We start from the raw sequence: 18,981 nt of genomic DNA, 5'->3' as shown, positions 1-18,981 counted from the left end.
TCGTGGGCGTCGGCGCGAGCCGCGTGCGCGACATGTTCGAACAGGCCAAGAAGAATGCGCCCTGCATCATCTTCATCGACGAGATCGACGCCGTCGGTCGTCACCGTGGCGCCGGCCTGGGCGGCGGCAACGACGAGCGCGAGCAGACGCTGAACCAGCTGCTGGTCGAGATGGACGGCTTCGAGGCCAATGAAGGCATCATCCTGATCGCCGCCACCAACCGGCCGGACGTGCTGGACCCGGCGCTGCTGCGCCCCGGGCGGTTCGACCGCCAGGTCGTGGTGCCGAACCCCGACATCAACGGCCGCGAGCGAATCCTGCGCGTGCACATGAGGAACGTTCCGCTCGCCGCCGACGTCGACGTCAAGGTGATCGCCCGCGGCACCCCGGGCTTCTCGGGCGCGGACCTCTCCAACCTGGTCAACGAAGCGGCCCTGATGGCGGCGCGCAAGAACCGCCGGATGGTCACCCAGCGCGACTTCGAGGACGCCAAGGACAAGGTGATGATGGGCGCCGAGCGCCGCTCCATGGTGATGACCGAGGAGGAGAAGAAGCTCACCGCCTACCACGAGGGCGGCCACGCCCTGGTGGTGCTGAACGTTCCCTCCACCGACCCGCTGCACAAGGTGACGATCATCCCGCGCGGCCGGGCGCTTGGCGTCACCATGCAGCTGCCCGAGCGCGACAAGTATTCCATGAGCTACGAACAGATGGCCTCGCGCCTGGCCATCCTGTTCGGCGGGCGCATCGCCGAGGAGCTGATCTTCGGCAAGGAGAAGGTCACCTCCGGAGCCAGCAACGACATCTCGCAGGCCACCAAGCTGGCCCGCGCGATGGTCACCAAGTGGGGCTTCTCCGACAAGCTCGGGGCCGTGGAGTACGGCGAGAACCAGGAGGAGGTGTTCCTTGGCCACTCGGTGGCGCGCAACCAGAACGTCTCGGAGGCCACCGCCAAGATCATCGACGAAGAGGTGAAGCGCCTGGTGAAGGCCGGCGAGGACGAAGCCCGGCGGATCCTGACCGGGAAGATCGAGGACCTGCACATCATCGCCGCGGCGCTCCTGGAGTACGAGACCCTCAACCCCGAGGAGATCATCAACGTGCTGAAGGGCGTGAAGCCCGTGCGCGAAGACGCCGAGGCGTCGCGCCCGGTGGGGCCTTCGGTGGCCGTGCCGATCTCACCGCAGCCGGGCCCCGAGCCGGCCTGAGCGGCCGGAGGCTAGGCGGCCGCCTTTTTCGTGGGCTGGGCTATACCTCGCCCGCAGGACCCGAGGGTGGAGATGGCGGCAGCACGAGCGGTCAAGGTGATGGGCGTGGTCAACGTCACGCCCGACAGCTTCTCGGACGCGGGCCGCCACCTGGATCCGGCGGCCGCAGTCGCCCACGCCCGGCGGCTGATCGCCGAAGGCGCCGACCTGCTCGACGTCGGCGGCGAGTCCACGCGTCCCGGCGCGGGCCCGGTCTCCGAGGCCGAGGAGGCCGCCCGGGTCGTCCCGGTCATCGAGGCGGTGCGCGCCGAGAGCGCGATTCCGATCTCCGTCGACACCATGAAGCCGGCCGTCGCGCGCGCGGCCATCGCGGCCGGCGCCAGCCTGTGGAACGACGTGACCGCCCTGCGGCATGCGCCGGAGAGCCTGCCGCTCGCCGCCGAGCTCGGCTGCGAGGTGGTGCTGATGCACATGCAGGGCGAGCCCGGCACGATGCAGAAGGCGCCGCGCTACGACGATGTGGTCGCCCAAGTGGGGGCCTTCCTCGCCCGGCGCGCCGAGGCGGCGATCGCGGCGGGCGTGGACCCGGCGCGCATCTGGCTGGATCCCGGCATCGGGTTCGGCAAGCACATGACGCGGCACAATCTGCCGCTGCTCGCGGGGCTGGAGCGCATCACCGCCCTGGGCTTCCCGGTGCTGCTGGGCGTCAGCCGCAAGAGCTTCATCTCGGCGCTGGACGGCGGCGGCGTGACTGCGGACCGGCGGCTCGGCGGCTCCATCGCCGGCGCGCTCTGGGGGGCGGCGGCCGGCGTCGCGGCGGTGCGGGTCCACGACGTTGCGGCGACCGTGCAGGCGCTGAGGGTGTGGGGGGCCATCGCGGCCGCCCGGACCTAGGCGCTCTGCGGCCGCAGGAGGCGGGGCAGGTCTCTCAGCCGCATCCCCTGGCCGGCGCGCAGCAGGTTCGCGCGGAACAGCCGGCCGATCGCCACCATCTCCAGGGCCACGAACGCCGCCAGCACGGCGCCCGATCCGGCGACTTCCCAGGGCGAGACGCCGCTGCCCAGCCGGGCGAGCATGGCGAACGGCGAGTAGAATGGGATCCAGGACAGCACCCGCGGCAGAAGGCCGTCCGGGTTCCTGAGCACCGCGTTCACGACCAGCACGAAGGGCAGGGTGATGCCCACGATCATCGGCGTCAGGTAGCCCTGCGCGTCGCGCATGTTCTCGGAGACCGAGCCCACGGCCAGGTAGAGCATCGCCATGCAGAGGTAGCCGGCCAGGAAATAGTAGGCGATGGCGAATGGGATCCATGGCGACGAGAGAAGGCCCAGCGCCGGCTTGACCATCTGGGCGATGACGCCGTGGAAGGCGAAGGCCGCGACCGCCGCGCCGGCCGTCCAGACGGCGACCATCAGGATGGTGACGCCGAACACCCCAAGCAGCTTGCCGAACAAGAGGTCCTCCGGCGTGACGCAGGCGAGCACCGCTTCCAGCAGCTTGTTTGACCGCTCCTCCAGCAGGCTTTGCAGCAGCCAGGCGCCCGAGATGACGATGGCGATCATCAGCACGTAGGCGATCGCCAGCGGGAGCGCCGAACGAAGCGCGAGGCTGTCGCGGCCCGAGCCGCCCGGCGGCGCGCTGACCGAGATGGGCGCGCTCACCGATTCCGCCTTGGCGAGCGCGGCGAGATCGATGCCGGAGGCCCGCAGCGACTGGACGCGCAGCACCTGACTGACGGCGCCGCGCACCTGTTCGATCAGCTCGGCGTCGGCGCGCCCGTTGGTGAACATGCGGATCGGGCCGCCCGCGCCGCCGAGGTCGGCGGGGATGTAGACGCCGAGCGTCAGCGGCCGCGACCCGAAGGCGGTCGCGACCTCGCCCTTCTGGTGCGGCGCCAGGGTGGCGCCGAACCGCGCCGGGCCTTGATCGGTGATGACGCCCGCAGGCGGCGGCAGCGCGATGAACTCGGGCGGGGAGGGACGAAAGTCCGGCGCGTCCTTCGGCTTCACGCGGCCGATCTGAGCCTCGGCGCCCGCGACGCCGCCGGTCGCCTCGAAGCCGGCGATCTCCGCCTCGGAGACCCCGTGCGAGCCGGCGGCCCAGGCGCCCTGGGGACGGATTCCCCAGCGAGCGGCGTAGGCGGCGAGCTCGGTCAGCACCTGGCGATCGTGGATCAACTGCAGGCGCTGCTCGATCGCGGGGGCGTAGCGGCCGCTCTCGTCGACCAGAACGTAGGCGCTGCCCACCGGCTTGGCGATGAACCGGGCCGCGAATTGGGTGGCGATCAGGGCGGCGGGCAGGATCAGCAAGGTGATCCAGAAGCTGCGGGTGGCGATGATCTGGCGGAACTCTCGGGTCGCGACCAGGAGCAGGGGGTTCATTGGGGCTCCGCCTCCGCCTCGCCGACGACGTGCAGGAACACTTCGTGCAGGCTCGCCTGCCGGGTCTCGAAGCGCCGGAGCGGGAAGCCGTCGCTGGTGCAGGCCTGCAGGAGGTCCGCCGCGCTGGCGCCCGGCGCGAGCGCCAGCTCGTAGTCGGTCCAGCCTTCGCCCGCGGGTCCCAGCGACCGGACCTCGGCGACGCCGGGCAGGCCGCGCGGCGCCTTCTGCGCCGTGATTGTAAGCCGGGTGGGCAGCTGCGCGCGCGCCTGCGCCTGGTCGCCCTGGAAAACCTTGCGCCCGCGCGCGATGAGGATCAGCCGGTCGCACAGGCGCTCGGCGTGCTGCATGACGTGAGTCGAGAAGACGATCGTCGCGCCCGAGCGGGCGCGCTCCAGCACCACCTCCTCGAGCATCGCCTGGTTGACCGGATCGAGCCCGGCGAACGGCTCGTCGAGGATCAGCAGCCTGGGCTCGGTCACCAGGGCGGCGGCGAGCTGCACCTTCTGGGCCATGCCTTTCGAGAGCTTCTCCACCGTCTCGTCGGCGAAGGCCGTCAGGCCGAAGCGGTCGATCAGCGCCCGCGCGGCGCTTCGGGCGGGGGCCAGCGCCATCCCCTTCAGCCGGCCGAAGTAGGTCACCGTCTCCACGGCGGTGAGCTGGCGGTAGAGGCCGCGCTCCTCCGGCAGGAAGCCGATCTCGCCGGATCCCTTGAGCCCGGGGGCGCGATCGAGGACGGAGATGGCGCCCGAGGTGGGCCGCAGGATGTCCAGGGCCATCCGCAGGCTGGTGGTCTTGCCAGCGCCGTTGGCGCCGAGGAATCCGAAGATTCCGCCCTCCGGGACCTCGAAGCTGAGATCGTCCACCGCCGTGAAGCCGCCGAACCGCTTCACGACGCCGTCGAATGCAAGGACTGGCAGCCGCGCCTCCCGAAGATCAGGTATGGAGGCTCGCCTCAAGCCTGACCGCCGTCAACCCGGACCGGCCGCGGCGAGCTCAGGCCGGGACGAGCGGCTCGTACCGCGCCCTGAGCTCGCGCTCCCGCTCGGCGGTGCAACGGGTGATCTCCGGGGCGGCCGCGCCCGGCAGGCATTCCAGGTAGGCGTGCCAGCCCGCCGAGACGCTGATCAGATGGGGCGGGCGCATGTCGGTTTGGGTCAGAACGAGGCGGCAGCCGGAGGCTTCCGCGGTGAGCTCCCATCTGACGACGGAGTTCGGATGCTGCGCATGAGGCCAGGTCCAGGCGATCAGGCGCGGTGGATCCAGCTCCGTGATGACTCCTTCCATGCTATAGGCCTCGTCCACCCATTCGAGGGCGAACCGGCCGCCGACGCGCAGGTCCACCTCCGTCTTGGTCAGCAGCCACTCGGAAATGCGCTCGGGGACGGTGAGCGCGGCCCACACCGTCTCGATGGGCTGGGAGAGACGGCGCTCGAAGATCAGATCGCAGCCGTCGTCGGTCCGGCGGATTTCGCCCAGGCGGTCGTCGATCATTGTTCCTTCTCCAGGTGATGTTCCAAGGCGGCCAGTCGGTCGGCCCAGAACCGCCGGTAGGGGGCGAGCCAGGCCTCCAGCTCGGCTAGGCCCTGCGGGTCGAGGCGGTAGAGGCGGCGCTGTCCGTCGGCGCGGGCGCTCACCAGCCCCGCCTCGCGCAAGAGCCGCAGGTGCTTGGAGACGCCCGGCTGGCTGATCGCCAGCGCCTCGACGATCTCGCCGGCCGGCCGCTCGCCGTCCCGCAGCAGGTCGAGGATGCGTCGGCGGTTGGGTTCGGCGACAGCTTCGAACGAGTTCATGGCATAAGATTGCCAGTTGGTTATATAACTGTGAAGCAATGTGCATGGCGAACGCAAACCGGCTAGGCCAGCGGCATGCGGCCCCTCGGACGAGTGCTGATCATCGCCGGCTCGGATTCCGGCGGCGGCGCAGGCGTCCAGGCCGATATCAAGACGGTGACGGCGCTCGGCGGCTATGCGGCGACGGCGATCACCGCCATCACGGTGCAGAACACGCTGGGCGTCGAAGCCGCCTACCCGCTGCCGGCCGAGTTGGTCGCCGCGCAAGCCCGCGCCGTCCTCGCCGACATCGGCGCCGACGTGATCAAGACCGGCATGCTTGGCGAGGTCGAGATCGTCGAGCTGGCGGCGATGCTGCTGGACGAGGCGGCGCGGCCGGCGGTGATCGATCCGGTGATGGTCGCCAAGGGCGGGGCGCGGCTGCTCGCCGAGGAGGCGCTGGACGCGGTGCTGCGCCTGCTGGTCCCGCGCGCGGCGCTGCTCACCCCCAACGCTCCGGAGGCGGCGGCGCTGACCAGTCTGGCCGTGGCAAGCGCGGACGACCTGCGCCGCGCCGGGGAGGCGCTGCTGCAGGCGGGCGCCGGGGCGGTCTTGATGAAGGGCGGCCATCTGCCGGGCGAGCGGGTGATCGACCTCCTGGTGACCCCCTACGGCGAGACCACCTTCGAGACGGCGCGGATCGACAGCCGGCACACGCATGGCACCGGCTGCACGCTCGCCTCGGCCTGCGCGACGGGCCTGGCGCAGGGGATGAGCCTTGAGATCGCCGCGGCGCGCGCCTGGGCCTACGTGCAGGAGGCGATCGCCCGCGCGCCCGGGTTCGGGGCCGGCTGCGGGCCGCTGGATCACGGCTGGCCCTTGCGGCAGGAGAAGGGCCGATGAAGCTCACATTCCTCGGCTGCGGCGACGCCTTCGGCTCGGGCGGGCGCTTCAACACCTGCTTCCATGTGGAGGGCGCGACCGGCCAGTTCCTGGTCGACTGCGGCGCCTCCTCGCTGATCGCGCTGCGGCGCTCGGGCGTGGACCCGAACGCCATCGGGGCCATTTTCCTCAGCCACCTGCACGGCGACCACTTCGGAGGCCTGCCGTTCTTCCTGCTCGATGCGCAGTTCATGAGCCGGCGGCGGGCGCCGCTCACCATCGCCGGGCCGGAGGGCCTGCCGGCGAGGCTGCGTGAGCTGCAGGAGGCGCTGTTCCCCAGGTCGTCGGAAACCCGGCCGAAGTTCGAGCTCAACCTCGTGGAGCTGCCGGCCGGCGAGCGGCGGGAGGTGGCGGGCGTCGCCGTCACGCCCGTGGCCATGGACCATTTCAGCGGCACGCCCTCGAATGCGCTGCGTCTCGAGTCGGAGGGACGCATCCTCGCCTATTCGGGCGACACCGCCTGGACCGAGGCGCTGATCGCCGCGGCCCGCGGGGCGGACCTGTTCATCTGTGAAGCTTCGTTCCGCGGCCGCAAGGTGAGCGGCCACATGGATGTCGACGACCTGCTCGCCCACTTGGCCGAGATCGGCGCCAAGCGGACCGTGCTCACCCACATGGGCGATGAGATGCTGGCGCAGTCTGCGCCGGAAGGCACCGTGAAGGCGCACGACGACTTGGAGATCGCATTTTGAGCGAGGCGGCGCTGGCCGGCCGGCTGGAGGCGATCGTACGCGCCGCACCCGGCCTGATGCAGGTGCTGGCCACCGCCCGCGAGCTCGAGCTTTCGGACTGGCTGGTGTTCTCCGGGGCGGTCTACCAACCGGTGCTCAACCACCTGACCGGCCGCCACTCGGACTATGGGCTCAAGGACTACGACCTCGGCTATTTCGATGCGGCCGACGTCTCCTACGAGGCCGAGGACGCGGTTATCCGTCGGGTGGCCGAGGCCTTCGCCCCACCCCTGAAGGATCTCGTCGAGGTCAGGAACCAGGCGCGCGTGCACCTCTGGTTCGAAGGCAAGTTCGGCGAGTCCTACGCGCCGCTGAGCTGCACGGCCGAGGCGCTCGGCCGCTTCGTGAGCCCGCTGTTCGCGGTCGGCGTGCGGCTGGAGGCGGACGATCGGCTGACCATCGCCGCCCCCTTCGGCCTGCAGGACCTCTTCGCGCTCAGGCTGCGGCCGAACCCCATGCGGCCGGAGGTGCGCGGCTTTTCCCGCATCGCGGCCTCCGCCGTCGCACGCTGGCCGGAGCTCACTGTAGTCAATTAGCCACTTGGCTAACTACAATCAGCCGCTATGTAGACCCCCGTCGCCCACAGAGGGAGGGCCGCCATGCGCCAGTGGACCGTCGACGCTTTCGCCAGCGGGCCCTTCATGGGCAATCCGGCCTGCGTGCTCGAGCCAATGGCGGACTGGCCGGCCGACGGCTGGATGCAGGCGCTGGCTGCAGAGAACAATCAGGCCGAGACGGCCTTCCTGCGCAACACCGCCGATCCGGCGCGCTTCGACCTGCGCTGGTTCACGCCGACCCTCGAGGTGCCGCTCTGCGGGCACGCCACGCTGGCCGCGACCCATGTGCTGTTCGCAGAATTGGGACTGAGCGCCGAGGAGGTGATCTTCGACACGCGCTCCGGCCCGCTGCGGGTGCGCCCGGCAGGCCCGGCCTACGAGATGGATTTCCCCGCGACCATGCCGCAGCGCATCGATGCGCCCCCGGGCCTGGCCGAGGCGCTCGGGGCGGCCCCGGAAGAAGTCTGGGCGGCGCAATACCTGGTGGTGGTGCTGAAGGACGAGGCCGCGGTCCGCGCTCTCTCTCCCGACATCCCTCGCCTCAACGCTGTCGCAAGCGCCGCCACGCAGCGCGGCAATGTCGGGGTGGCGGCGCTCGCCGATCCCGGCCGGCCGTACGACGTGGCGGACCGCTTCTTCGCGCCCGGCTCAGGCGTGCCGGAGGATCCGGCGACAGGCTCCCTGCACTGCCTCCTGGCCCCGCTCTACGCCGCCAAGCTCGGCCGTGCGCGGCTTCGCTTCCATCAGGCCTATCCGGGGCGCGGCGGGGATCTGGACTGCGAGGTGGCGGGCGAGCGCGCGCGTCTGTCGGGGGCGGCGGTGACGGTTCTGGAGTCGCGGCTGCGCAGCCCCGCGGCATAGCAAGACGCCCCCGGATCGTTCCGGGGGCGCTCGCATCGGAGTCATGCCGATCAGCGATAGTAGGGCCGGCGCATGTTGTAGGCGTAGCCCTGGGTCAGGCTGTCGATCCGGTTGACGACGTGCTCGAGCCTACGGACCTCCCACGGCCGGGCTTGGCCCGTCTGGGCTCGCCAGGCCAGCGGCTGCACGCGGGCCAGCTGCATGTGCAGGTCGCGCGCCTGGCGCCAGGAGATCACGCCTTGTTCGCGGGCGCGGTCGATCTTCCAGCCCAGGTGATTCACGTACGAGGTATTCAGCCGACTGTCAGAATAGCCATGGTGATAGGGCTGGGCCTGAGCAGTCGTCGCCATCGTCGCGCCGCCAAGCGCAAGCGTAGAAGCGGCGGCGGCGGCCAGGATTTTAAATTTCGTCATTGGTCAGTTCCTCTGCTTCGGTGTCCCTCTGCTTTGGTTCTGCCCCGACACGCTCAGAAAACTCTCTTTCGGCGACATGGTTTCCTCGAAACCACGCATCCATTGCGCGCGCGGGCAGCCCAGCCAGCGCAGGACATCATCCCGCGGCTGAAGCCCGCCTGAGGCTCTCGTTGTTTGCGGTTCAGCCCGCGCGCGCAGCCGCGGCGGACGGGTATCCCGCCTGACCGGTGGCGGCGGCGTTGAGCGCCGCGCTGATCGCCTCGTACAGCTTGGCGATCTCGATGGGTTTGGCGACGTGCCCGTCCATGCCGGCCGCCAGGTATTCCTCGATCTGGTGGGTGAGCGCATTGGCGGTCAGCGCCACGATCGGGATGCGGCGGCGATGCTCCTTGGCCTCCAGCTCGCGGATCTCGCGCGCGGCGGCGATGCCGTCCATCACCGGCATCTGGATGTCCATCAGGATCAGGTCGTAGCCCCCGAGCCGCCAGGCCTCCACCGCCTCATTGCCGTCCGGGACGATGTCGATGTCGATGCCGAGCGAGTCCATCACCGCGGCCAGCACCTGGCGGTTGGTGGGGTTGTCCTCGGCCGCCAGCAAGCGAAGGTCGCCGTCGTCGGGACCCATCTCCGCGCCCTTTGCGGCGGCTTCGCCGGGCGCGCCGCGGGCCAGCGGCAGCTCGACGGTGAAGGTCGAGCCCTCGCCCTCCCGGCTCTCCACGTCGATGACCCCTCCCATCATCTGGGTGAGCTCGCGGCAGATCGCGAGGCCGAGGCCCGTGCCGCCGAAGCGGCGGGTGGCCGAGTTGTCGGCCTGGGTGAACTTCTCGAACAGAGTCGGGAGCTTCTCCGCCGCGATGCCGACGCCGGTGTCGCTGACCACCGCGCGCAAGGCGCCGGTCTGCGGATTGATGTCGATGCGGGCGTGCACCGAGCCGTGCGGCGTGAACTTCACGGCGTTGGAGAGGAGGTTGCCGACGATCTGCTTCAGGCGGTCGGAGTCGCCGCGCCACCAGCCGCGGGCGTCCTCGGCGACCTCGAAGTAAAACGCCAGGTTCTTCTGCTGGGCCAGCACGCGGAAATTGTCGGCGGCGGCCGTCACCGCCGGCTCCAGGTCGAAGTCGTCGATAACCAGGCTGAGCTTGCCGGCTTCGATCTTCGACAGGTCGAGGACGTCGTTCAGAACCGCCAGAAGCAGCCCGCCCGACTGGCGGATCACATCCAGCCGGTCGCGCTGCACATCGGCGAGCTCGCCCATGGACATCACCTCGGCCATGGCGAGCACGCCGTTCAGAGGCGTGCGGATCTCGTGGCTCATGTTGGCCAGGAACTGGGTTTTGAGCACGTTGGCCGCGTTCGCGGCGTCGCGAGCGAGCTCAAGGTCGTGCATGGCGCTCTTCAGCTCGGCCTCGCGTTCGGCGAGCTTGCCGAGCAGGTGGTTGAAGCTGCTCGTCAGGCTGCGGAACAGCTCGTCGGCCGCGGCGACCTCCACCGGCTCGAAGCTGCCGCCGGCGGCGACATTGTGCATCGCCTGCGACAGCCGTTGGACCGGCGCGATCACCCGGTGGGCGAGGCTGCGGGCCAGGAACAGGGCGACGCCCACGCCGCCGAACAGCAGCACGGCGGTGAGCGCGATGAACTGCGGCAGGAGCGGCGCAAGGCTGGGCTTGGCGACCACGAGCGTCACGCGCCCGAGCGCGCGGCCGCCGTCGCGAACCTCCGTCTGGATGGCCTCCTGCTCGCCGTGGACCGGCTTGGCGGCGCGGTAGCCGGCGAGGCTCCGGCCGTTCGGCGCATCCAGCCGCGCCGCGACCACGCGCGGGCTCGCCGCGAGCGCGTTCAAAGAGGCGCCGTACGCCGCTGGATCGCCCCGTTCGAGGGCCTGCGCGAGGTTCACCGCCGTCACCTGCGCCAGCGACACGTGGACATTGTGCGACTGGGTGCGGGCCACCGCCCATTGCTGCAGCATGAAGGTGCAGCAGGCCGCCAGCAGCACGACAACCGTCGTCACCAGGCCGACACGGGCCACGCGGCCATGGAATGTGGCCACGTGGGCCGGTTCGCGGGAGGAAGTGGGCCGGGTCATCGCCTTCGCTTGGAACGCACGGGACCCGCTGTAGCGAGATTTTCCTAACGGTTCGCTTCACCGCCAGCGGTTGCGGGTTTCCCCGGAGGCGCGAATCCGGGCTTTCCTGTGGCGCCGTCGCCACACCACAACCCCCGAGAGCGAGAATCATGGTTAACAACCCATGAATCGGTTGCGGAAGGCTTCACCATTCATTTACCGTCCGCCCGTTGTTGTCGTTAACCCGCAATATGGGGGCTGTGATGGAAAAGGTGTTTGTGGCGAAGAAGGTGGCTGCGAAGCTGTTCGCCACGGAAGCGGCGGTTGACACGGCTCTCGTGGAAGCCTCTGAATTCATGAGCGAAATGCTCAAGGCGCGGCAGGACGTGAATGCGTCTCTGGTGTTCGCCGACGACTGCCAGGTGAAGCTCATGGACGCCCTCAAGGCGCTCAGCGAAGCCCGCACGGCGATGGTCGCGGTGCACGAGGAACTCAACGAAGCCAAGCTGCGTCTCGGCATCCGCACGAAGATGAACGGCCAAGACAAGCCGACCTTCCTGGCGGATACCGACTCCGAGCGCACGGTCGCCGAGGCGGTCTGACTTCATAGTTGCAGAACTTTAACTGGTATCGCGCCTCTAAATGGCTTTAGGGGCGCGATGTCATGTTTGGCCTGTCGATCAGACTCTTAATCGACCTGTTCTCCGTCTTTGGCGCGGGCTTCGCCCTCTGGAAGGGCGGGATCGCCGAACGCCTTGGCGCCGGCGTGGTGATCGCGAACGTGCTGATCGGCGACGTCGGCCAGTGGCTTGCGCCCGACGCCGAAGGGGTGATCCGGCTCTGCAATGACGGACTGGCGGCGGTTGTCCTGCTCGCCATCACGGTGCGCTACGGCGCGCTCTGGATGGGTGGGGCTATGCTGTTCTACGCCGCCCAGTTCTCGCTGCACTCCTATTACCTAGTGACCGACCGCTCCGATCGCGACTATCTCCACGCTGCGATCAACAACTTCGACTGGAGCGGGATCATCTGGTGTCTGATTATCGGCACCATGGTGGCCTGGCGGCATCGGTGGCGCGCCGCGGGGACTCTGGAGACGCCTGCGCCCTAAGGTCGCCGTCGGGCCAGCCGCCGAATCTTTTTCTTGCACTGCAGCACGAACGGGGGTTCTTGGCCGGCGGGCCACGTCCTCCCAACGGGACGCCGCCCATCTGCAAGGATGGGAGACATCGCTGTGATCACGCCTCCGAAGCCGGCCATGCGCCCGGCTCGCCCCGAATTTTCATCCGGCCCCTGCGCCAAGCGCCCCGGATGGGCTCCTGAGAACCTCCAGAACGCCGTGCTCGGACGGTCGCACCGCTCGAAGCTGGGCAAGGCGCGCCTCAAGGAGGCGATCGAACGCACGCGCGACGTGCTGCAGGTTCCCGACGAGTTCCTGATCGGCATCGTCCCGGGCTCCGACACCGGCGCCATGGAGATGGCCCTGTGGTCGCTGCTGGGCGCGCGCCCGGTGCAGCTTCTGGCCTTCGAGAGCTTCGGCAAGGACTGGGTGACCGACGTCACCAAGCAGCTGAAAATCGAGGCCGAGGTGTTGGATGCGCCCTATGGCCAGCTGCCGGACCTCGCTAGGGTCCGCAAGGACGCCGACCTGGTGTTCACCTGGAACGGCACGACCTCGGGCGTGCGCGTGCCCGACGCCGCCTTCATCGCCGCCGACCGCGAAGGCCTGGTCATCTGCGACGCGACCAGCGCGGCCTTCGCCCAGGATCTCGACTGGTCGAAGCTCGATGCGGCGACCTTCTCCTGGCAGAAGGCGCTGGGCGGCGAAGCGGGCCACGGCATGCTGATCCTCGGGCCGCGCGCGGTGGAACGGCTGGAGAGCCATGCGCCGCCCTGGCCGATGCCGAAGCTCTTCCGGCTCACCAAGGCCGGCAAGCTGAACGCCGAGATCTTCGAGGGCTCGACGATCAACACGCCCTCCATGCTCTGCGTCGAAGACTATCTCGACGCCCTGCGCTGGGCCGCCTCGATCGGCGGTTTGGCCGAGCTCCGCCGCCGGGCCGACGCGAACCTCGGCGTGCTGGAAGCCTGGGCGCAGGCGACGCCTTGGATCTCGTTCCTGGCGGAGGATCCGTCGATCCGCTCCAACACCTCGGTGTGCCTGAAGGTGATCGATCCGCGGGTGACCGCCCTGCCGGAGGAGGCCCAGGCCGACTTCGCCAAGAAGCTCGCCGCGGCGCTGGAGAAGGAAGACGTCGCCTACGACGTGGCCGGCTACCGCGACGCTCCGCCCGGGCTTCGGATCTGGTGCGGCGCGACGGTGGACGCCTCCGACCTCGAGGCGCTCACGCCCTGGCTCGACTGGGCGTTCCACGCCACCGCCGCCGAACTCGCGCCCGCGTAACCTGCGACATCATGGCCGGGCTTGTCCCGGCCGCCCATGAACAACCATCGACGTCGTTGGCCGCGGCTCCCGGACACACCACCCCTGCATCGCCGAGATCATGGGTGATCGGAACAAGCCCGGCCACGACGGTCAGGAAGAACGAGAAGAACCAAATGCCCCGCGTGCTCATCGCCGACAAGCTTTCGCCCGCCGCCGTCGACATCTTCCGCCAGCGCGGCGTCGACGCCGACGTCAAGACCGGCCTTTCGAAGGACGAGCTCCTGAAGATCATCGGCGACTACGACGGCCTGGCGGTCCGCTCGGCCACCAAGGCCGACAAGGACGTCATCGCCGCCGCCAAGCGGCTCAAGGTGATCGGCCGCGCCGGCATCGGCGTGGACAACGTCGAGATCCCCGCCGCCACGGCCGCCGGGATCGTGGTCATGAACACCCCGTTCGGCAACTCGATCACCACCGCCGAGCACGCCATCGCCATGATGTTCGCGCTGGCCCGCCAGCTGCCGCAGGCCGACGTCTCCACCCAGGCCGGTAAATGGGAGAAGAACCGCTTCATGGGCGTCGAGCTCTACGGCAAGACGCTGGGGCTGATCGGGGCCGGCAACATCGGATCGATCGTCGCCGACCGGGCGAACGGCCTGAAGATGCACGTCGTCGCCTACGATCCGTTCCTGTCGCCGGAGCGGGCGATCGAGATCGGCGTGGAGAAAGTCGAGCTCGACGAGCTCCTGAAACGGGCCGACGTGATCACCCTGCACACCCCGCTCACCGACAAGACGCGCAACATCCTCTCCGAGGAAAACCTGGCCAAGACCAAGAAGGGCGTGCTGATCGTCAACTGCGCGCGCGGCGGCCTGGTGGACGAGGCGGCGCTCCGCAAGCTGCTCGACTCCGGCCATGTGGGCGGCGCGGCCTTCGACGTGTTCGTCGAGGAGCCCGCCAAGTCCAACCCGCTGTTCGGGGCGGAGAACTTCGTCGCGACGCCGCACCTCGGAGCCTCGACGGTCGAGGCGCAGGAGAACGTCGCCCTGCAGGTCGCCGAGCAGATGAGCGACTACCTGCTGACCGGCGCGGTCAGCAATGCGCTGAACAGTCCCTCGGTCACCGCCGAGGAGGCGCCCAGGCTGAAGCCGTTCGTGGCGCTCGCCGACAAGCTCGGCCTGTTCGCCGGCCAGATGGTGGACTTCGGCATCAAGGCGATCGACATCGCCTACGAGGGCGAGGTGGCCAAGCTCAACACCCGCCCGCTGACGGCGGCGGCCCTGGCCGGCGTGATGCGCCCGATGCTGGCCGAGGTGAACATGGTCTCCGCCCCGGCGGTCGCCAAGGAGCGCGGCATCACCGTCTCGGAATCCAAGCAGGACGAGAGCCCGATCTACGAGAGCCTGATCCGCATCACCATCACCACGGAGAAGGGCAAGCGCTCGTTCGCCGGCTCAGTGCTGGCCGGCGCGCCGCGGGTGGTGGAGGTCAAGGGCATGGAGCTCGACGCGCCGTTCATGCCGACCATGCTGTACGTCAACAACGAGGACAAGCCGGGCTTCATCGGCAACCTCGGAGCGTTGCTGGGCGAGGCCAAGGTCAACATCGCGACCTTCAACCTGGGCCGGCTGGCGGCCGGCGAGGACGCCATCGCGCTGGTCGGCGTCGACCAGGCCCCCACCGAGGGGCTGGTCGAGAAGATCCGCAAGCTGCCGCACGTGAAGGAGGCGCGGACGCTGGGATTCTAGCCGCCCGACAGAGCCCCGAAAATCAGCAGTTCGTCGCCGTCGCTGAGCGGCCGGCTGACGGCGCGGGTCTCTTCCAGCCCCACGAAAATCCGCATGTGCCGGCGCACGCGGTCCTGCTCGTCCACCACCCGGAACCGGATGCCGGGAAAGCGGGCGTCCAGGTCCTTCAGCACCTCGTCCACCGTCGCGCCCGCCGCGGGGACTCGTGTGACGCCATCGGTGTAGGCGGTGAGCTGCGAGGGGATGAGCACGCGGATCATGGGGCCGGCGCGGCCGTCACCGAATAGATTTCCGGCAGGTGGGCGGCGACCTGCCGGAAACTCTCGCCCTCGTCGTCGCTCATCCAGACCTCTCCGCCGGTGGTGCCGAGGTAGAGGCCCATCGGATCGCAGGCGTCGCCGCAGAACGCCTGACGCTTGACCGTGAACCAGCCCTGCTGGGCGGGGAAGCCGCTATCCTTGCGCTCCCAGCTCGCGCCGCCGTCACGGGTGCGGTAGACCGCCGGCCGCCCGCCCGGCGAGACGCGCGGCCAGACCTCGGTGCCGTCCATCGGGAAGACGTAGGCGCTCTCGCGATCGCGCACGTGCGGTACGACAGTGAAGCCGATGTCGCCCACCTCCTTCGGCATGGCCTCGCCGACCCGGTCCCAGACCTCGCCCGGCCGGTCGAGCCGATAGATGCCGCAATGGTTCTGCTGCCAGAGGCGGTCGGGATCGGCGGGGGCGAGGGCGATGAAATGGCTGTCCTGGCCGAACTCCGGATACGGATCGGGCAGGAAATCGCAGCGGACGTTCTTGTTGAGCGGCGTCCAGGAGCCGCCCTGGTCCAGGCTCTCCAGCACGCCCGCCGAACAGGTGGCGAGGTAGATATGCCGCGCGTCGCGCGGATCGAGGACCACCTGGTTGAGGATGGCGCCGTCCGGCGTGCCGCCGTCGGGCGGCAGCCATTCGGCCACCATAGGGTGCTCGTTGAGGCCGGCGACGCTCTCCCAGCTCTCGCCGCCGTCGGCGCTGCGGAACAGGCCGGGCGGCGAGGTCCCCGCCCACCAGACGCCGGGCTCGTCCGCGTGCCCAGGCTCCAGCCAGAAGCTGTGGTTCACCGCTCGGCCGAGCTTGTCGCCCTTCGGGAAGGCCGGCGGCCGCTTCGCCTCCGTCCAGCTCTTCCCACCGTCGGTCGAGCGCAGGATCGTCGGCCCGAGATGGCCGGTCGTCGCCGCCATCAGCATGGTGCGTCCGTCGCGCGGATCGACGCGGAAATGGTTGATGATCTGGCCCAGGAACAGGGGCCCCTCGATGCGCCAGCGCGCCCGCGCCGCATCGCTGCGGAAAATCCAGGCGCCTTTACGCGTCCCGATCAGAAGTTGCATGGCCTCGGTCATCGGTTTCCTCCCCGACCCGAGGACGATTGATACCACGCCGATCCGACAAGCGGATCGCGCTTAGGCCTTGCGGGGATCGGGAGCCCTGCACGCGCCCGGCGTTGCCCTCGCTCCTGCTCAGCCGCGCGGCCCCGGAGCCGGCGGATGCGCGTCCCAGAAGGCGCGGATCTCGGAGCGCGGATTGAGCTCCTGCCGGGTCTCCACATTGAACACCATGACCGCGCGGCCGCCGTCGTCGTAGGGCTTCCAGAGCGGGACGTGGGCGTTGTTCGGATCGCCCGTGCGCACGAAGGCGGCCCAGGTGGAGGCCAGCCGGTCGGCCATGCGCTTGCCGCTCGTCGAGCCGGCCAGGAAGGCGTCGCGCACATTGTGGAACGAGGCCGAGACGTCGATGCCGTGCACGGCGCCGAACTTTCCGTCGTAGGCCGGGGTGCGCCAGTCCCACTGGTAGACATAGGCCGAGGCGCCGCCCTGAGCCGCCTTGCGGGCGGCGAGCGTGAAGGCCGCGCGGCGGCCGCCGGCGTCGGTCAGCGCCTGGGCTTGGATCAGGAACGGCGAGGCCACCGGATCGTACTTGCGGTAAGCGCCAGGAGCTCGCGGCCGTGGCCCGGCGCGCGGCGCTCCAGAAGCGCCTCGAGCCCCGCCTCGGTGAGGTCGAAGTTGGTCAGCCCCAGGGCGGCGTCCTCCAGGGTGGTGGAGACGATGATCGGCACGCTGGCCGATTCCGGCGGCGCGGCCGGATCGAACGGATGGTGCGGCAGGGCGTCGGTCCCGATCACCGGGGAGAAGTTCGCCGCCGTCTCGGTCTGGGCTTCGAGCAGCCGCTGCCAGGAGACCGTTTGCAACTCGCCCCAGTTCCCCTTCGCGATCCCCAGCGCCTTGAGCAGCTTTTCGGCCGAGGCCGCGCCGGCTTCGGGCGTCACCAGCCGAAGCGCCGAGCCGGACTGAATCGCGGCGGCGTGGAACAGCCCCTTGCCGGCCGGCATGGCGAGCATGGTCGAGGTCTTCGCCCCACCGCCCGACTGGCCGAAGATCATCACCCGCGAAGGATCGCCGCCGAAGCCGGCGACGTTCTCCCGCACCCAGCGCAGGGAATGCACCAGGTCCAGCATACCCGTGACGCCGGCGTACTTGAACTCGGCCGGCGCGCCCGCGCCCGCCAGGTCCACGTAGCCGAAGGCGGCCAGCCGGTGGCTCACCGTCACCACGACCGCGTCGGCGTAGTAGGCGAGGTTCTTGCCGTCGAAGCCGGGCGCGTTGCCCGAGCCGGTGGCGAAGCCGCCGCCGTGGAAGGAGACGAACACCGGCTTCTTCGCGCCGCGATCGACGGTCGGCGTCCAGACATTCAGCGTCAGGCAGTCCTCGCCCATGCCGGCCAGGTCGTGCCGGTCCCATTGGATGAGCTGGCCGTACTCGCCGCGGATGTCGGCCTGGGTCTGCGGACAGATCGGGCCGAACCCGAAGCACTCGCGCACGCCGCGCCACGGCAGCGCGGGCTTCGGCGGCATGAAGCGGTTGCGACCGCCGGTCGGCGCGCCATAGGGGATGCCCTTGAACTCCCACACCGGGCCGTTGGCGATGCCCTGCACCTGGCCGCTGGCGATCTCGGTGGTCTGGAAGATCTTCGATGAGCCGCCGCCGGCCGCCATCCCCGCGGGCGCCCGCGCCGGCGGTCTCGGGGCCTGGGCGCTTGCCTCCCGCGCCGTCGCCGCCGCGACCATCGCAGCGCCGGCGGTCAGCACCGCCCGCCGGCTAGCCTGCGCCGGATGTGATTCATCGTTCGCCATGGATCGCCCTCCCCGAGCCTTTCCACGAGCTTAGCTTTCCGCCGATTTTGTGGTCAATCCTGCTTACAGATTGCGCGCGTGCGGCGCCTGCTCGCCGGAGATCTCGTCGGCCATCCGGCGGCGGATGTTCTCCAACAGCGCCAGCACCTTGTCGGCCTCGTCGGTCGGTCGGCCGACGAACACCGTCTCCAGGGCGAGCCCGCGGAGCGCCGAGAGCGTCAGGTGGGCGATGGCGTCCACTTCGGCCACGTGGTCCGGCGCGCCCAGCAGCCCCTCCGCCATCCGCCGGCGGGTGCGGTGCATGCTGGATTCGGTCTGGCCGAGGAAGGCCTTGAAGCGCTCGCGCAGCTCCGCATCCGTGCGGGCGGCGATCATGATCTCCATCACCGCGATCGCATCGGCCAGCTGCAGCCCCTTCCAGACCGCCTGCACGCCGCCGATGAACTGATCCCGCCCCGGCGGGTTGGCGGCGACCTGCGCGCGGATGAAGTCGCGCTGCACGATCCAGGCGTGCTCGGCCACCGCCAGCATCAGCTCGATCTTGGTCGGGAACTGGTGCAGCAACGAGCCGCGGCTGACCTTCGCCATGCGGGCCACCAGCGGCGTCGAGGTGGCGGCGTAGCCGAACTCGGCCAGGCATTTGACGCCCGCGGATAGGATCTTCGCCCGGGTGGCGGCGCGGCGTTCGGCGTTGGGCCCCCGGGGCGTCCTGGCTCTGGTCTCTGCCACAGCGGAACAATACGCTCCGGGCCGCCGGA

Annotated in this window: 21 protein-coding genes; 10 read left to right on the top strand and 11 right to left on the bottom strand. The window is 69.8% G+C overall.

Features of this window, described 5'->3' with window-relative positions:
• Both ftsH and folP read left to right on the top strand, forming a co-directional pair.
• Nucleotides 1-1,208 (top strand): ATP-dependent zinc metalloprotease FtsH (gene ftsH / locus Q0W60_RS11615; RefSeq protein WP_297695721.1); only part of this gene is annotated, 1,208 nt, incomplete at its 5' end.
• Nucleotides 1,209-1,280: 72 nt separating this feature from the next.
• Nucleotides 1,281-2,102, top strand: coding sequence for a dihydropteroate synthase (gene folP, locus Q0W60_RS11610; protein WP_297695719.1), 822 nt, complete (start codon nt 1,281-1,283; stop codon nt 2,100-2,102).
• Here the strand turns inward: folP and Q0W60_RS11605 are convergent.
• The 4 genes from Q0W60_RS11605 to Q0W60_RS11590 form a co-directional block, all read right to left on the bottom strand.
• Nucleotides 2,099-3,589 carry an ABC transporter permease gene (locus Q0W60_RS11605; RefSeq protein ID WP_297695717.1) on the bottom strand — a complete coding sequence of 497 codons (1,491 nt, stop codon included), beginning with the start codon at nt 3,587-3,589 and terminating at the stop codon, nt 2,099-2,101. The two genes, folP and Q0W60_RS11605, sit on opposite strands and share 4 nt — an antisense overlap.
• Entirely contained in the window at nt 3,586-4,479 is an 894-nt protein-coding gene (locus Q0W60_RS11600; protein ID WP_297695715.1) for an ATP-binding cassette domain-containing protein, read from the bottom strand. The genes Q0W60_RS11605 and Q0W60_RS11600 overlap by 4 nt, the downstream gene beginning before the upstream one ends.
• Nucleotides 4,480-4,582: 103 nt before the next feature.
• Nucleotides 4,583-5,080, bottom strand: coding sequence for an SRPBCC family protein (locus Q0W60_RS11595; protein ID WP_297695713.1), 498 nt, complete (start codon nt 5,078-5,080; stop codon nt 4,583-4,585).
• Nucleotides 5,077-5,379, bottom strand: coding sequence for a metalloregulator ArsR/SmtB family transcription factor (locus tag Q0W60_RS11590; RefSeq protein ID WP_297695711.1), 303 nt, complete (start codon nt 5,377-5,379; stop codon nt 5,077-5,079). The genes Q0W60_RS11595 and Q0W60_RS11590 overlap by 4 nt, the downstream gene beginning before the upstream one ends.
• 75 nt (nt 5,380-5,454) lie before the next feature.
• Here Q0W60_RS11590 and thiD point away from each other — a divergent pair, with 75 nt between their 5' ends.
• The 4 genes from thiD (at nt 5,455) to Q0W60_RS11570 (ending at nt 8,449) form a co-directional block, all read left to right on the top strand.
• Nucleotides 5,455-6,261 carry a bifunctional hydroxymethylpyrimidine kinase/phosphomethylpyrimidine kinase gene (gene thiD, locus Q0W60_RS11585; protein ID WP_297695709.1) on the top strand — a complete coding sequence of 269 codons (807 nt, stop codon included), beginning with the start codon at nt 5,455-5,457 and terminating at the stop codon, nt 6,259-6,261.
• Nucleotides 6,258-6,992: an MBL fold metallo-hydrolase gene (locus Q0W60_RS11580; protein ID WP_297695707.1), complete on the top strand. Its 735-nt coding sequence runs from the start codon at nt 6,258-6,260 to the stop codon at nt 6,990-6,992. Before thiD ends, Q0W60_RS11580 begins: the two co-directional genes overlap by 4 nt.
• Nucleotides 6,993-7,048: 56 nt before the next feature.
• Nucleotides 7,049-7,567 carry a nucleotidyltransferase family protein gene (locus tag Q0W60_RS11575; RefSeq protein WP_297695725.1) on the top strand — a complete coding sequence of 173 codons (519 nt, stop codon included), beginning with the start codon at nt 7,049-7,051 and terminating at the stop codon, nt 7,565-7,567.
• Between the two features lie 63 nt (nt 7,568-7,630).
• The gene (locus tag Q0W60_RS11570) at nt 7,631-8,449 is read left to right on the top strand and encodes a PhzF family phenazine biosynthesis protein (RefSeq protein WP_297695705.1); all 819 of its coding nucleotides are present in this window, start codon (nt 7,631-7,633) and stop codon (nt 8,447-8,449) included.
• A gap of 50 nt (nt 8,450-8,499) precedes the next feature.
• Here Q0W60_RS11570 and Q0W60_RS11565 read toward each other — a convergent pair whose 3' ends face one another.
• Both Q0W60_RS11565 and Q0W60_RS11560 read right to left on the bottom strand, forming a co-directional pair.
• A complete protein-coding gene (locus Q0W60_RS11565) occupies nt 8,500-8,799 on the bottom strand; it encodes a hypothetical protein (RefSeq protein ID WP_297695703.1) in 300 nt (99 codons plus the stop codon).
• 244 nt (nt 8,800-9,043) lie between these two features.
• The gene (locus Q0W60_RS11560; RefSeq protein WP_297695702.1) at nt 9,044-10,945 is read right to left on the bottom strand and encodes an ATP-binding protein; all 1,902 of its coding nucleotides are present in this window, start codon (nt 10,943-10,945) and stop codon (nt 9,044-9,046) included.
• Nucleotides 10,946-11,187: 242 nt separating this feature from the next.
• Between Q0W60_RS11560 and Q0W60_RS11555 the strand changes: the two genes are divergently transcribed.
• From Q0W60_RS11555 to serA, 4 genes are all read left to right on the top strand, one after another.
• Nucleotides 11,188-11,526, top strand: a complete 339-nt coding sequence (locus Q0W60_RS11555; protein ID WP_297695723.1) for a hypothetical protein — start codon at nt 11,188-11,190, stop codon at nt 11,524-11,526.
• Between the two features lie 62 nt (nt 11,527-11,588).
• Nucleotides 11,589-12,035 (top strand): hypothetical protein, encoded by a 447-nt coding sequence (locus Q0W60_RS11550; protein ID WP_297695700.1) that lies wholly within the window; start codon nt 11,589-11,591, stop codon nt 12,033-12,035.
• 108 nt (nt 12,036-12,143) lie between these two features.
• A complete protein-coding gene (locus Q0W60_RS11545) occupies nt 12,144-13,328 on the top strand; it encodes a phosphoserine transaminase (RefSeq protein ID WP_297695699.1) in 1,185 nt (394 codons plus the stop codon).
• Nucleotides 13,329-13,483: 155 nt separating this feature from the next.
• A complete protein-coding gene (gene serA / locus Q0W60_RS11540) occupies nt 13,484-15,058 on the top strand; it encodes a phosphoglycerate dehydrogenase (protein WP_297695697.1) in 1,575 nt (524 codons plus the stop codon).
• Here serA and Q0W60_RS11535 read toward each other — a convergent pair.
• The 5 genes from Q0W60_RS11535 to Q0W60_RS11515 form a co-directional block, all read right to left on the bottom strand.
• Nucleotides 15,055-15,318, bottom strand: a complete 264-nt coding sequence (locus tag Q0W60_RS11535; protein ID WP_297695695.1) for a MoaD/ThiS family protein — start codon at nt 15,316-15,318, stop codon at nt 15,055-15,057. The genes serA and Q0W60_RS11535 overlap by 4 nt on opposite strands.
• Nucleotides 15,315-16,436: a sialidase family protein gene (locus Q0W60_RS11530; RefSeq protein WP_297695694.1), complete on the bottom strand. Its 1,122-nt coding sequence runs from the start codon at nt 16,434-16,436 to the stop codon at nt 15,315-15,317. Before Q0W60_RS11530 ends, Q0W60_RS11535 begins: the two co-directional genes overlap by 4 nt.
• 117 nt (nt 16,437-16,553) lie before the next feature.
• Nucleotides 16,554-17,000, bottom strand: a complete 447-nt coding sequence (locus Q0W60_RS11525) for a carboxylesterase family protein (RefSeq protein ID WP_297695692.1) — start codon at nt 16,998-17,000, stop codon at nt 16,554-16,556.
• On the bottom strand, nt 16,982-18,223 hold the full coding sequence (locus Q0W60_RS11520; RefSeq protein WP_297695690.1) for a carboxylesterase family protein: 1,242 nt from the start codon (nt 18,221-18,223) through the stop codon (nt 16,982-16,984). The genes Q0W60_RS11525 and Q0W60_RS11520 overlap by 19 nt, the downstream gene beginning before the upstream one ends.
• Nucleotides 18,224-18,286: 63 nt before the next feature.
• Nucleotides 18,287-18,952 carry a TetR/AcrR family transcriptional regulator gene (locus tag Q0W60_RS11515; protein ID WP_297695688.1) on the bottom strand — a complete coding sequence of 222 codons (666 nt, stop codon included), beginning with the start codon at nt 18,950-18,952 and terminating at the stop codon, nt 18,287-18,289.
• Between the last annotated feature and the right edge of the window lie 29 nt (nt 18,953-18,981).

This window comes from Phenylobacterium sp., from assembly GCF_025934275.1.
Taxonomy (GTDB): Bacteria; Pseudomonadota; Alphaproteobacteria; order Caulobacterales; family Caulobacteraceae; genus Phenylobacterium.
The sequence above is the reverse complement of the archived record's forward strand: the minus strand, read 5'-3'. Positions and strand labels throughout refer to the sequence as shown.